At 44.9% G+C, this 13,187-nt stretch carries 8 protein-coding genes; 4 read left to right on the top strand and 4 right to left on the bottom strand.

The features are described from left to right. Positions 1-10 precede the first annotated feature (10 nt). The 3 genes from MAMMFC1_RS14135 (at position 11) to MAMMFC1_RS14145 (ending at position 3,167) form a co-directional block, all read left to right on the top strand. Complete coding sequence (locus MAMMFC1_RS14135; RefSeq protein ID WP_126309116.1) at positions 11-721, top strand: ABC transporter ATP-binding protein; 711 nt, start codon at positions 11-13, stop codon at positions 719-721. Then, positions 700-1,914, top strand: a complete 1,215-nt coding sequence (locus MAMMFC1_RS14140; protein WP_126309117.1) for an ABC transporter permease — start codon at positions 700-702, stop codon at positions 1,912-1,914. The genes MAMMFC1_RS14135 and MAMMFC1_RS14140 overlap by 22 nt, the downstream gene beginning before the upstream one ends. Before the next feature lie 227 nt (positions 1,915-2,141). Further along, on the top strand, positions 2,142-3,167 hold the full coding sequence (locus MAMMFC1_RS14145) for a patatin-like phospholipase family protein (protein ID WP_126309118.1): 1,026 nt from the start codon (positions 2,142-2,144) through the stop codon (positions 3,165-3,167). A 32-nt stretch (positions 3,168-3,199) separates the two neighbouring features. On the opposite strand, the gene MAMMFC1_RS14150 is transcribed toward MAMMFC1_RS14145, so the two are convergent. Continuing rightward, positions 3,200-3,712: a hypothetical protein gene (locus MAMMFC1_RS14150; protein ID WP_145987646.1), complete on the bottom strand. Its 513-nt coding sequence runs from the start codon at positions 3,710-3,712 to the stop codon at positions 3,200-3,202. 250 nt (positions 3,713-3,962) lie between these two features. Between MAMMFC1_RS14150 and MAMMFC1_RS14155 the strand changes: the two genes are divergently transcribed. Further along, complete coding sequence (locus MAMMFC1_RS14155; protein WP_126309120.1) at positions 3,963-4,292, top strand: hypothetical protein; 330 nt, start codon at positions 3,963-3,965, stop codon at positions 4,290-4,292. Positions 4,293-4,411: 119 nt separating this feature from the next. Here the strand turns inward: MAMMFC1_RS14155 and MAMMFC1_RS14160 are convergent, their stop codons facing one another. The 3 genes from MAMMFC1_RS14160 to pyc all read right to left on the bottom strand — a co-directional run bounded on the left by MAMMFC1_RS14160 (position 4,412) and on the right by pyc (position 13,045). Next, positions 4,412-7,252, bottom strand: coding sequence for an O-linked N-acetylglucosamine transferase, SPINDLY family protein (locus MAMMFC1_RS14160; protein ID WP_126309121.1), 2,841 nt, complete (start codon positions 7,250-7,252; stop codon positions 4,412-4,414). Between the two features lie 124 nt (positions 7,253-7,376). Then, positions 7,377-9,323 carry a coiled-coil domain-containing protein gene (locus MAMMFC1_RS14165; protein WP_126309122.1) on the bottom strand — a complete coding sequence of 649 codons (1,947 nt, stop codon included), beginning with the start codon at positions 9,321-9,323 and terminating at the stop codon, positions 7,377-7,379. A gap of 272 nt (positions 9,324-9,595) precedes the next feature. Next, entirely contained in the window at positions 9,596-13,045 is a 3,450-nt protein-coding gene (pyc, locus tag MAMMFC1_RS14170) for a pyruvate carboxylase (RefSeq protein ID WP_126309123.1), read from the bottom strand. Between the last annotated feature and the right edge of the window lie 142 nt (positions 13,046-13,187).

Genomic DNA, 13,187 nt, shown 5'->3' on the forward strand with positions numbered 1-13,187 from the left:
GAGGGATATCATGGCGATTGCGCTAACGGATGTAACCAAAGTATATCATATGGGTGATACCACTGTGTATGCACTGGCAGGTGTGACACTATCCGTCAATAACGGGGACTTTGCCGCCATCACTGGTCCGTCGGGATCAGGCAAGTCAACTCTGATGAATATTATTGGCTGCCTTGACCGGCCGACCGGCGGCTCGTACCGGCTAGGCGGAGAGGAAGTTGCGACTTTGACTGATGATCAGTTGGCTTTGACCCGCAATAAAAAGATCGGTTTCGTATTTCAAAACTTCAATCTGCTGCCACGGATGTCAGCCTTGCAAAATGTTGCTTTGCCGCTTGTTTACGCCAAAATAGATAGACAAACACGACTGGAAAAGGCTAAACAAACATTGGCGATTGTCGGTCTTGAGGAGCGTAAAGACCATCGTCCCAATGAGCTTTCCGGCGGCCAGCGGCAGCGGGTAGCCATCGCCAGGGCATTGGTTAATGACCCGGAGATTATTATTGCTGATGAACCGACTGGAAATCTTGACACCAAATCCAGCAATGAGATAATGGAGATTTTTTGCAGGTTGAATCAACAGGGGCGGACGGTAATTATGGTCACCCATGAACCGGATATTGCAGCCTATGCCCGGCGGGTTATCCTGGTCCGGGATGGAAATATTATTAAAGATGAGGTCAGGCAGGAGGTAGCGGAATGTTCTGGGAAAGTGTCCTGATCGCTTTTGAAGGGCTAAAGGCGAATAAGCTCCGGGCTCTCCTTACCATGTTAGGGATTATTATTGGTGTCGGCGCCGTTATTGCCATGGTTTCCATTGGCTTGGGCGTACAGCAAAAAGTGCAAAGTTCCATTGCCAGTTTGGGCAGCAATCTGCTGATTGTTATGCCGGGAGCTAACTCGCCTTCAGGTGGTGTGCGTTTGGCGGCGGGATCGAATATTACCCTGACCAGAAAGGATGCCGAGGCCATTGGGGAAATTTCCGGTGTCAATTATGTAGCACCTGCCGTCAGCCAGTCGTTTCAAATCATCTATGGCAACCAGAATTGGGTAGCCAGTGTCTCAGGAACTACAGCGGAATATTTGTCGATACGAAATTTCAGTGTAGCGTCCGGTACTTTTTTCAGTGATAGTGACGACAATGCCCGCAGCCGGGTAGCAGTACTCGGGCAAACCGTGGTTACTAATTTATTCGGCGATGTCAGCCCGTTAGGTCAGACGATCCGTATTGGTCAGGCGCCGTTTCGGGTCATCGGGGTGCTGGAAAGCAAAGGGCAATCGGCTAATGGGCAGGATCAGGACGATATCGTCCTGGTACCCCTGTCCACCGCCCAAGACCGGCTTATGGGAATAACCCATGTTAACAATATCAGCATACAGGCGGCGAGCGCTGAGGTAATTGACAAGGTTCAGTCGGACGTCACGACTTTATTGAGAACACGTCATCGTCTGGCGGCAAATGTGGAAGATGATTTTTCGGTGCGCAATCTAACGGCGCTTATGGCTACCGTGCAAGAAACTACCGGCACCCTTACAATGTTTTTGGGCGCTATTGCCGCTATTTCCCTGGTGGTTGGCGGCATCGGGATTATGAACATCATGCTGGTTTCAGTAACTGAGCGGACCCGGGAAATCGGCATCCGCAAAGCGCTGGGCGCAACTTTTAGCAATATTCTGCTGCAATTTCTGATAGAAGCCATAGTCATTAGCGTTACCGGCGGTTTAGTTGGTATACTGGCGGGAGTGGCCAGTGCGAGAGTGATATCGCTGGTAGCCGGTTTGAACACAGTTGTTTCCTCCCTTGCCATCTTTGCGGCATTTAGCGTCACAATAATGATCGGCGTATTCTTCGGAATATACCCTGCCCGCAAAGCGGCATTGCTTGATCCGATAGATGCGCTACGCTATGAATAGGGGATTCTAAATTCGTAAACGATCATAAATAAGCACAATAAAACCGCAGGGCTGCGGGTTTATTGTGCTTATTTAGCATACCGCCTGTTGCAAGTCGTGATTGGTTGCGCCAATAACCCGGGCATCCACTACCCGGCATTTGTTGCCACCATACGTTAGGTGGAATAAAGGTATGTTCTGAAGCGTATAGTTAATTGACTTTTATGACATAAAAGGAGGTTTGTGCTTTGCCTTATCATTTTCGCAATTTGGTGTTTGAAGGCGGTGGTGTAAAAGGAGTAGCTTATGCAGGATCTTTGCAAGTTTTGCATGAAAAAGGAATTTTGGAGCAAATAAAGCGGGTCGGCGGCACTTCGGTTGGTTCAATAACAGCTTTGTTAGTTGGCTTAAATTATAGTATCGATGAAATTAACAACATTCTTAGCGGCTTGGATTTTCGCCGGTTTTTAGACGATTCCTGGGGTATTGTCAGGGATGTAGGCCGGCTGCTTACCCAATTTGGGTGGTATAAAGGCGATTTCTTTCACACGTGGGTAGAAAACTTAATTGCTGCCAAAACGGGAAAGACAAATGCAACTTTTGCTCAAGTATATAATCTGTCGGAGAATCATGAATTTAAAGATATATATTTTATTGGCACCAACCTTTCAACCGGTTTTTCCGAAGTATTTTCTTACGAGCATACACCTCAAATGGGCATTGCGGACGCCGTTCGAATATCGATATCGGTTCCGCTGATATTTGCCGCCCGGCGGAGCGACAGGGGCGATGTTTACATTGACGGCGGGGCTTTGAATAATTACCCGGTTAAGCTATTTGACCGGGAACGTTATGTTGAACAATTCTTGACATATCCCGACTATTACAGAGAATATAACCAAAAGTTATCTGATGAGGGAAAGATTATTAACCCTTATGCCTACAACCAGGAAACGTTAGGATTTAGGCTGGATTCAGCCGGTGAAATTGCTTGCTTTCATGATCATGCTGAACCGCCTCGGCATAACATCAATGATTTCTTTTCCTATACCTGGAGATTAATTGATACTATCCTGGAATGCCAGGAAAATCAACATCTACACAGCGATGATTGGCATCGTACTATCTATATTGATACGCTAGGTGTAAAAGCAATGGATTTTGGCATCGATAACAATACAAAGCAGGCACTGATAAACTCTGGGCGCGAGAACACGATAAAGTACCTTAAGTGGTTTGACAGTACAGAAAGTACGCCCTCTAATCGTCCATAAGAAAAATGATACCATTACCATTACCATTACCATTATCTATTATCTATGATGGAATACGGAGGCAGCAAGGTTCTCATTTCCCCTTTCGGGGTTCCAGGCACCTCAGACAAGTTTCTTAACCCCTTGAGTATTTGGACTCGCACTGTTTTGTCCAGCCAATCCTCCAGTTCTCGTTTCAGTTCGGTCAGCGTCGATATTTGTGCGTTTTTCTGGTCCGATGCCCGGCTCAAAGCTATCATTCTCTCAGCAATTGAAGACAGTTCTTCGTTAATAACGCTTTCTACTCCCTGACGGATGGCTGCCAATATTTGTTTATCTGATTCAATTTCACGGGTAAGCATAATGGCTATTTGCTCAACTTGCTTCGCCATAACTTTGGGCTTAAGCTGGCTGTTTTGAACAAAATTTTCATAGAGCTGTTTTTTGTCCGGCAAACTAAGTAGCAACTGATCGCTGTTTATTGTAATGAACTCTACATAAAGAGGAGTATTATCCGCTTGATAAATCGTGCTGCACTCATTAATTAACTTTTTTAAATTATTCAAATAAGCCTTGCAATGTCTTTGTCGTGACATTAATTTCTTACGCTCCTCTCTTCCTATGTTTTTAAAATATGTATTGTAATATATGTAATAACATCAGAATTTGTGAGATTTCTGTCCGCTGCTTTATTAATTTAGTCAGATTCATATGTAAACCTCCTACGCACCTAATACTGCTGCTTAACATAGTATATAACGTATTCAGTGGATCCATTATTACATTATTAAAATATCAAAATAGGAGGAGTTAAACATGGCTGACAAAAAACTTGATAAAAAATATGATGGAGGTAACTTCATCGAAGAAAAGTATGTGGACATCAAAACTAAGATTGACAGTGGTGTAAATGATGGTTTTTCTTTTGTCCACCTAATCGGGTTTATTGATGTTGAAAAAATTATTTCTTTGGATTGGAAGAAGTTCTTTCTTGAAAAGAAATATCCGTTCGCTGTCCTCATAGTTGCCCCCAATAAGCGCGATAAGCATGATTCTTCTAAGGATGATAAGGATGATAAAGATGATAAGTATGATGATTGTGACGACAAAGATAAAAAAGATTATGAAGATGATGAATATTATTAAAAACTAGCGACTGAGTACTTCGCCTTACCACAAAATCTACAAAAAGCCGCGAGATTCGCGGCTTTTTGGCTTAACAGAAAGTATAAGTACTTTCTGTTGATATAAGTGCAATCATTCTGTCATTCTATTGATACTTTTTGGGAAAGGTGATTAATAATTGCCCAAGTTTCTTTGGCATATTTGGGCAGGAAAGCCGGCGACAAGTCAAACGGCGGGCGAAAATGCCGGGCAAAAGACATGCCAAGTTCCTGCCAAGTGTTAGAATCGAGAGAATTCCTATGTTTTACATGCCGGGCAACGGGCGTTGTCACTTGCTTAACCGGTAACTTGCGCATTAACGGTGTCAGGACAATCCAGTAATCACACCAAGGCAGGCCTAAATACATGTCAAGGTGAGGATAATATTGGATAATGCTTTTATCAAAGAAAAAATAATCAAATCCGTTTTGATACATTTCTCCGTCCGGGGACGTCAGGTGTTCCACGTCAACTCTTGACCCGTATAGCATGGAACCGTCTGCTTCCCGCTGGATGTATTCATAGAAAGCATCCCTGGTTAGATGAATATCCGGACTGATTATGCCGCATATTTTTAAATCCCGGCTGCTGAAAAACTCTAAAAACTGATGAAAGGGAAGGTAGGAATTGCCATATTTGCTTGTTGCATTTTCCGCTGCCGCAATGAATTCTATATCCGGATACTTTGGCTTCAGTTTGGCAATGTCCCTTAATATATTGAGACTGGCGATATGAAATCCGGCGTTCAACCAGGTAGTCAAAGCTTTCTGCTGCAGTTCGGTATTGTTAATGGATAAGGAAGTTGCGACAGTAATCTTATTGGCGTTAAATTTCTTTGCTGAGTATTGGGCAACCGTTTCCGTTTGCCGCAAAGTCTCCTCATGAATTTTAATTAAGGCTTCTTCATAGGATCGCTGCGCTATTGGGCCATTGAACAGGACTTTTTTTACCCGGGCTTTAATCCTTGTGCTAAGGCGGCGGCGGAGCTTGGCGTCTTGCGCCAGTCTGACAGCCCAATCCACGTACTCCTCTTCGTTGGCGGCGATACCTTCAGTGATTCCTAAGGCCCGCAGCATTCCCGCCCCCCAGCGGCTGCGGGCCAATTCTCCTTCCTGGGTTACAATGGGCAGGCCCATATATAAAGCTTCCATGTTGGTAGTCCAGCCGCCGTAAGGGTAGGTGTCCAACTGCACATCCGCCAGGGATAAAATCCCCATAACATGTTGTGAGTGGCCAAGCGGCGGCAGAAGCAGCAACCGGTCTCCAACCCCCGCTACCTTAGCGGCGCCGGCAATTCGCCGGGAGTAAACACGATCAATGCTGGCGTGGGTAGCAAAAGGCTTTAACACAACCCAGGCATTGGGAGCTTTTTTCAGTATTTCTACAAACAGCCGATCACGCAGATGCCCATGCTTGATACCGTTGGCGCAGGAGATAAAGACTACCGCGTCTGCCGGTAATCCCAAATCCTCGCGGGTAAGTTTATCTTCCGGGTGGCTAGGCAGATATTGAGCAGCGCCCAGGTTGGGCAGTTTAACAATTTTTTCCCGATAATGGTGCCGGGCATTTGGCGGTTCAAAGTCACCGCTGATATAGTACTGGATGGTGGGCATACCTGTGGTTGTGCCATGGCCGACCAAGGCGCACTGGACCGGTGCAAGCTGTAGTCCGGAGAGAATGTATGTAACCGGGTCCATACCAATGTCGGGGTAAATTAAGATATCAAGCTTGCTGTTAATGATGTTTTGGATAATAGTGCTGAAGTCCATCATGTTTTCAATTCGCTCAAAATATTGGCAATTATTTTTAAAGAGATCGGAAATCTCATCATGATAGTCGCCTAACGCATATACATATACTTCAAATTTGTTGCGGTCATGGTGGATGACCCGGTTCACCATGTAGCAGCTTACCGCTTGCTTATAAAAATTACGGGATATGTAGCCGATGCGAAGCTTCTCTCCGCCTCCAAGCAGCTTTCGCGCCGGCTTGGGTTTGGGACAAGGCATAAATTTATTCATGACGTGACTGATAAAATCGCCAAATGCGGCAAGACCGTCGATATTATTGCCGCCGATATAGGAAGCGCGCCAAAAGCCGGTCATGACTTCCTGTACGAATGTCAAAAAGAAATTGGTGTTAATCATTGCCGGATGATTCTTGATAGCATGACATAAATCCGGAACGTAGCGCAATAGCTTCTGCCGATGTCTTTCCTCGGCATTAAAATAGGGGATATTTACCATCCAGTGCATGATTGAGGTTTTATAGCAAAAGGGTAGTGCGGACCGGACCAAGGCTTGGGCGTCAATTGCGTAATCGCCGGCAGCAAAAGGCTGATACATGCTGGCGATTATTAGCTGGCTATAGTAGTCGCAAGCGCCGGCGGTGAGTGATTGCACATTTATTTCCTCTTTTTTAAAAGATTTAAAAGAAGTCCAATACAGATTGAGCGCCGAAAAGGGTTCCAAAAATATTTGCCGCCAAATACTGATCATTAGTCTTTGCTGTTCAGCCGGTAGGCCGGTTATAGCAGCCGGCGGATTTTTGGCGAAAAATTTCTGGAGTTTTACGCGCATATTCACACAGAAATGGAGCAGGGATATTTTTTCAGCATCAGAAATTGCGCCGTTGCGCTGCTCCAGCTTGCGGTTTGTGAACCAACGGTAAAGAATTTCCCACAGCAGCTTGTAATCTTGGGTTGAAGAAATGCATTTCAGGCAATGGCCGAAAAACAAGTCGACATATAAGGTTTTTTCATTCGTGTTGTTAGTGCTGTTATTGCGGCTTTGGCAATCAAAACCGTTATGTATTTCGTCAAATTGCTTCCAGGCATGGTCCCAGCCAACTGTTTGAGCAGCTTGTATGGTTTCGGCTATTTTATATCTTTCTATAATCAAATCGAAAATACTATGAGTATCGGTATCGTCAGTACCGATCATGCTTTTCCCCCCAATCGAGATTCGTGCTTATGATCTGGTATCGGGTTATTGTATTCAAGCTGAGGTCAGCGTGTGAAATATAAAAACGCCTTGACTCATGCCAAGGCGTTTTTATAATATAGTTTTACGGGCCAGGACTCTTGAAAACCCGGGTTACAAAGTCGCCGCTGCGGAAGGTGTTGGGACTTGAGAATCTGTTATCCTCAGATACTGTGGTAGTGTAAACATAGATGCCGGGGACAACACCGGATACTGTAAGTTCATAATTGTCCAGGATGGGGCCACCGTTGTCCGGCGTATAAATGTTGAATTCTATATCATTGGAGCAATTGGGTTGTACCTGGAACACGGCTTCACAGAAACAGATTGCCGGGCAAATATCATGGTTCCAGACCGTCATGATAACATTCTGAGCAGCGGGTGAGGTATTAATTACCTTAAAGACCAAATTGCGGGAATCTCTGTCGCGTATAACTGCGCCGGTAGTAATATCATTTTCAATATTTTCAATGTTTCTGTTGCCAATTCCTTTTACTTCACTCTTAATATCATTTAACTCAAGCAGATTATTTGCCAAAATATTGTTAATGTCAATGATTTCTTGCTTGATGTCATTCAAACCAAAAAACTGGCTATTAATTGTGTCATTGATAATAAATACGGCGTTGCCAATGTCGTAGACTTCATTTTTAATTTTGTTAAGCCCGAAGTTTTCATTGTTGAGAATACGAGAGACGCGGCGAATGCCGTTTTCCGTACAACGGACTTCGTCTTTTATCTCGTTAAAACGCAAGTCTCCATTCGCTTCATTGTCCCGGTGGCCATGGGCTACAAGGCCGAGAATGCATTTGATGTCATCTTCTATACCGCATACTTCGTCTTTAATCTCTTTAAGGCCGTAGTTTTCATTGTTGAGAATATGAGCGACGCGCTCAATATCTTCTTCCACCTTGCATTTAATCCCGTAAAGCCCGAAGTCTTCATTGTTGAGAACGCAAAGGACTTTGTGGATATCGTTTTCTGCGCCGCGCACTTCGTTTTTGATCTCATTAAGCCCGAAGTCGCCATTTTTAAGAATGCGAATCACCCGGTGGATGTCATTTCCCACCCCGTATACTTCGCCCTTAATCTCTTTAAGCCCGAAGTCTTCGTCTTTGAGAATGCGAATCACCCGGTGAATGTCGTTTTCCATCCCGCGAAACTCAGTCTTAATTTCATTGACACCGGCGCCAAATTCTTCATTGTTCCGGTGGCTGTGGGTGAGAAGGCAAATGACACGTTGGATGTCGTCGTCGATACTGCCTACTTCGCTCTTAATCTCTTTTAAGCCAAAGTCTTCATTGTGAAGCGTGCGAAGGACGCGGCGGATACCATTTTCCACCCCGCGGACTTCAGTCTTAATTTCATGGAGTCCGAAATCCTCACTGTTAAGTAAGTCATTAATGCCGGTAATTTCGTTTTTAATCTCACTGAGACCGAAGTATTCGTTATTAATGCTGTCATTAATGCCGGCAATTTCATCGTTTATGTCGGTAACGGTTTCGTTAATCTCAATAACTTCCTTTTTGATTTCATTTAAGCCGAAAAACTGGTTATTGACGCTGTCATTGATATGAACAACCTGGTTTTCAATAAAGCGGATTTCTCCCTTGATTTCCCCAAGACCGAAGTTTTTGTTATTAAGTAAGTCATTTAGCTCGATTATCTCATGCTTGATTTCACTAAGGCCAAATAAATCATTGCCGAGACTGCTTTCAATATCGATAACTTCGTTTTTTATCTCTTTAAGACCAAAAACCGAGTTATTTACGATATCATTAATTTCAATAACTTCATCTTTAATTTCTTTAAGCCCAAATTTGGGATTATCAAGTTTCGCTTTGATCTTGCGAATTTCTTCCAACAGAACACAAAAAATAACTTTGTTTCTAAGATCATGGCTGCAGCGTCCATCCAGGCAGTCTACCACGCCGGCTACAGTTTTCCTTAAATCACATAGGCAGGATATTATGTTGGCAACCTCATCGCCGTCGCAGCAACCGGTGACCTTATCATGATCGCGGTCCCCCAAGTATATCTCCCCCCATAACATAATCTCAACATAGTATATACTATATACTATATGTTTTAGTGTGTTTTAGTTAACGCGGTTACTTGTCTAACTTGTTCAGATTAAAAATTTCTGCAATAAATAATCCTGTCATAATTTATGTAGGGAATATACAGATGGTGCAATTACAATGCATATAACGAAGAAAAGAAAAGAACCGCATCAGCGATTCTTTTCTAAAATAATCGAAGGGAATAAGTTTGGGGAATCCCAATCAGGGACATGAGATACTACTATGTTGGAGTTTTCGTCAACTCCAACAGCAAGTCGCCGGTTTCTATCGTTTCGTTGGGTTTGATGTGTATGTCTTTCACGACAGCGTCAAACGGCGCCAGAATTGTTGTTTCCATTTTCATGGCCTCGGTTACCAGGAGCGGTGTCCCTTTTTTTACCACATTCCCCTTGTCTACAAACAACTTGACTACTTTTCCCGATAATGTCGCGCCGATATGACTGGGGTTTTCTTCTTCCGCTTTTAAGCGGGTAATTACCGTGGCAACAATGCTATGGTCCTTGATGGCTACTTCCCGGGGTAGTCCGTTGAGTTCAAAATTAACGATTCTTTTTCCATTGGGCATAGGTTCCTCAATGGAAACCAGTTTTATTACCAAAGTTTTTCCCTCTTCAATATCTACCTGTATTTCCTCACGGGAGACAAGACCATAGAAAAATGTCGGCGTGTCTATTATACTGACATCACCGTAGGCGTTGGCGAAGTTAGTCCAGTCAGTAAAGACCTTGGGATATAAAGAGTAGGAAAGAACATCAGCAAAGGTAACCGGACGCTGCAACAGGTTATTTACCGTGTCGCGTATTTCTGTAAAGTTGATTGCTTCCATGGTTTCCCCCGGGCGGTTGGTCAATGGGGAACGCCCCTTAAGGATAATACGCTGTAATTCTTTCGGGAACCCTTGATAGGGCTGACCCAGGTGACCGGCAAAAAATTCCACAACCGAGTTGGGAAAGTTGAGGGTTTCGCCCCGCTCGTAAATATCATCTTCGGTCAAGTTATTTTCCACCATATACAAGGTCATGTCACCAACAACCTTTGAGGATGGGGTTACTTTTACGATATCTCCGAACATATAATTGACTTGGCGATAGACCTCCTTGATTTTGTCCCACTGATTTTCCAAGCCCAGGACTTTGGCCTGCTGTTTCAAATTACTAAACTGTCCACCCGGCATTTCATGCAGGTATACTTCCGGGTTAGGGAAAAACTGACTGCTTTCAAAATCTTTATAATAATTTCTGACATCCTGCCAGTAATGGGATAGTTCGTATAAGGCGGTAATGTCGACCTTGGGCTGGCGTTCGTTGTGCTCCAGGGCGTAATATAAAGTATTGGCACTGGGCTGAGAAGACATTCCTGCCAGCGAGGAAACCGCCGCGTCAACTATGTCCACACCCGCCTCAATGGCGCGGGCATAGGTATAGATACCGTTACCGCTGGTATCATGAGTGTGGAGATGGATGGGAATATTTACCGCCTCTTTTAAGGAAGATATCAGACGATAGGCAGCTTCCGGTTTTAGCAAGCCGGCCATGTCCTTGATGGCCAGAATGTGGGCTCCGGCCCGCTCTAATTCCTTGGCCATGTTTATATAGTAAGCCAGGTTATATTTGCTCCGCGACTGGTCGAGAATATCACCGGTGTAACACAACGCAGCTTCGGCAACTTTGCCGGATTCCCTGACGGCTTCGATGGCGACGGATATACCGGTAATCCAGTTCAGGCTATCAAAGATACGGAAAACATCAATCCCTGCTTCGGCGGAGTGGGCTACGAAGGACTTGATCAGGTTGTCGGGATAATTTGTATAGCCTACGGCATTGGACCCTCTTAAGAGCATCTGGAATAATATGTTGGGAACCTTTTGTCTCAGGCTGGCCAGTCGCTGCCAGGGGTCTTCCTTCAAGAACCGGTAGGCGACATCAAAAGTGGCGCCGCCCCACATTTCCAGAGAAAATAGATTTGGCAGCAGGCTGGCAGTGGACTCGCTTATATTTACTATATCACGAGTGCGTATCCGGGTGGCAAGCAGGGACTGGTGGCCGTCCCGCCAGGTGGTGTCCGTTAATAGTACTTCTTTTTGTTCTTTAATCCAGGCTACCAGTCCTGCCGGTCCCATTTGGTCCAGAATTTGTTTTGTTCCCGGTGGTATGTTTCCAGTAGTAGGTGTGCTGGGAAACCGCACCGGCGGGAATTCAGGTTTGGGGGACTTTTTTATTCCTGCGAAGCCGTTGACCGAAACATCGCCCAGGTAGGTTAACAGTTTCGTGGCCCGGTCCCTGGGGATAGGGAGTACGAAAAGTTCGGGCGATGTGTCAATAAAGGTGGTGTCATAAGTCCCGTGTAAGAATTTTTCGTGATTTACTACATTGTATAGAAAAGCAATATTGGTTTTAATGCCCCGGATACGAAATTCACCCAAACAGCGTTTCATTTTGGCGATGGCGCTTTTGTGCGTCAGCCCCCAGGTAGACACTTTTACCAGCAGGGAATCGTAAAAAGGCGTGATAACCGACCCGGCATAGGCATTGCCTGCATCCAGCCGTACTCCGGGGCCGCCGGCACTGCGATAGACGCTGATTTTGCCGGTGTCCGGCATAAATTGGTTAGACGGATCTTCGGTAGTAATCCGGCACTGAATGGCGTGACCGTTACAGCGGATGTTTTCTTGCTGCGGGATGCCCACTTCCTCGTCATAAAGGCGGTAGCCATCGGCAATAAGAAGCTGTGCCTGCACCATATCGATGCCTGTTACCATCTCGGTAATGGTATGTTCTACCTGTATGCGGGGATTAACTTCAATGAAATAGAAGCTCTGATCCGAAGTGACGAGAAATTCCACAGTGCCGGCACTTATGTAGCCGACATGCCGCATGAGTTTGACAGCGGCATTGCAGATGGATAGCCGCAATTCGTTAGATAAAGATATGCTGGGAGCAATTTCAATAACCTTTTGATGACGCCGCTGCACTGAGCAATCCCGTTCAAAAAGGTGGACGATATTCCCGAATTTGTCACCCAATATCTGAACTTCAATATGTTTAGGGTATTCAATAAGTTTTTCCAGGTATATCTCATCATTGCCAAAAGACGATTGGGCTTCGGATTTCGCCCGGTGGTACGATTCTTCCAGGGCGGCGGCAGTGCGGACAATGCGCATGCCGCGGCCGCCCCCGCCCAAGATGGCTTTGATGATGAAAGGAAAGCCGTGCTGAGCGGCAAAAGTTTTTACTTCTTCAATGTCCGTGACTGGTCCGTCGCTGCCGGGGATGACCGGTAATCCTACTTCGACGGCTTTTTTACGGGCGTTTATTTTATCACCAAACATCTGTAAATGCTGCATTTCAGGTCCAATAAAAATAAACCCTTCCTCAGCGCAGCGTTTAGCCAGATTAATATTTTCCGATAAAAAACCGTAGCCCGGATGAATGGCGTCTACACCGCGCTTTTTAGCGATTTCCATGATGCCTTCAATATCGAGATAAGCGCCGATAGGGCCTTTACCTTCACCGATTAAATAGGCTTCATCCGCTGTGTACCGGTGCAAAGAAAAAATATCTTCTTTGGAATAAATTGCTATAGTGCGTATACCTAATTCATTGCAGGCCCGGAATACCCGTATGGCAATTTCTCCCCGATTGGCGACCAGTACAGTATGTATTTTTTTCAACAATGTTCCCCTCCTTTAAGGTGAAAACAATTAAGCTAATTATACGTATCAGAAATTTGTAACTATTCGGAAAGATGCAAGCAGCTGATTTATTGTAATCAGCCGAAAAGTAACCTAAATTCTCTACAGCTTCGAAAACATT

The organism is Methylomusa anaerophila (assembly GCF_003966895.1).
Taxonomy (GTDB): domain Bacteria; phylum Bacillota; class Negativicutes; order Sporomusales; family Sporomusaceae; genus Methylomusa; species Methylomusa anaerophila.

Coding starts and splice junctions, on each gene's coding strand:
- MAMMFC1_RS14135 (WP_126309116.1), top strand. CDS start 11: ATGGCGATTGCGCTAACGGATGTAACCAAAGTATATCATATGGGTGAT.
- MAMMFC1_RS14160 (WP_126309121.1), bottom strand. CDS start 7,252: ATGATCGGTACTGACGATACCGATACTCATAGTATTTTCGATTTGATT.
- MAMMFC1_RS14140 (WP_126309117.1), top strand. CDS start 700: ATGTTCTGGGAAAGTGTCCTGATCGCTTTTGAAGGGCTAAAGGCGAAT.
- MAMMFC1_RS14155 (WP_126309120.1), top strand. CDS start 3,963: ATGGCTGACAAAAAACTTGATAAAAAATATGATGGAGGTAACTTCATC.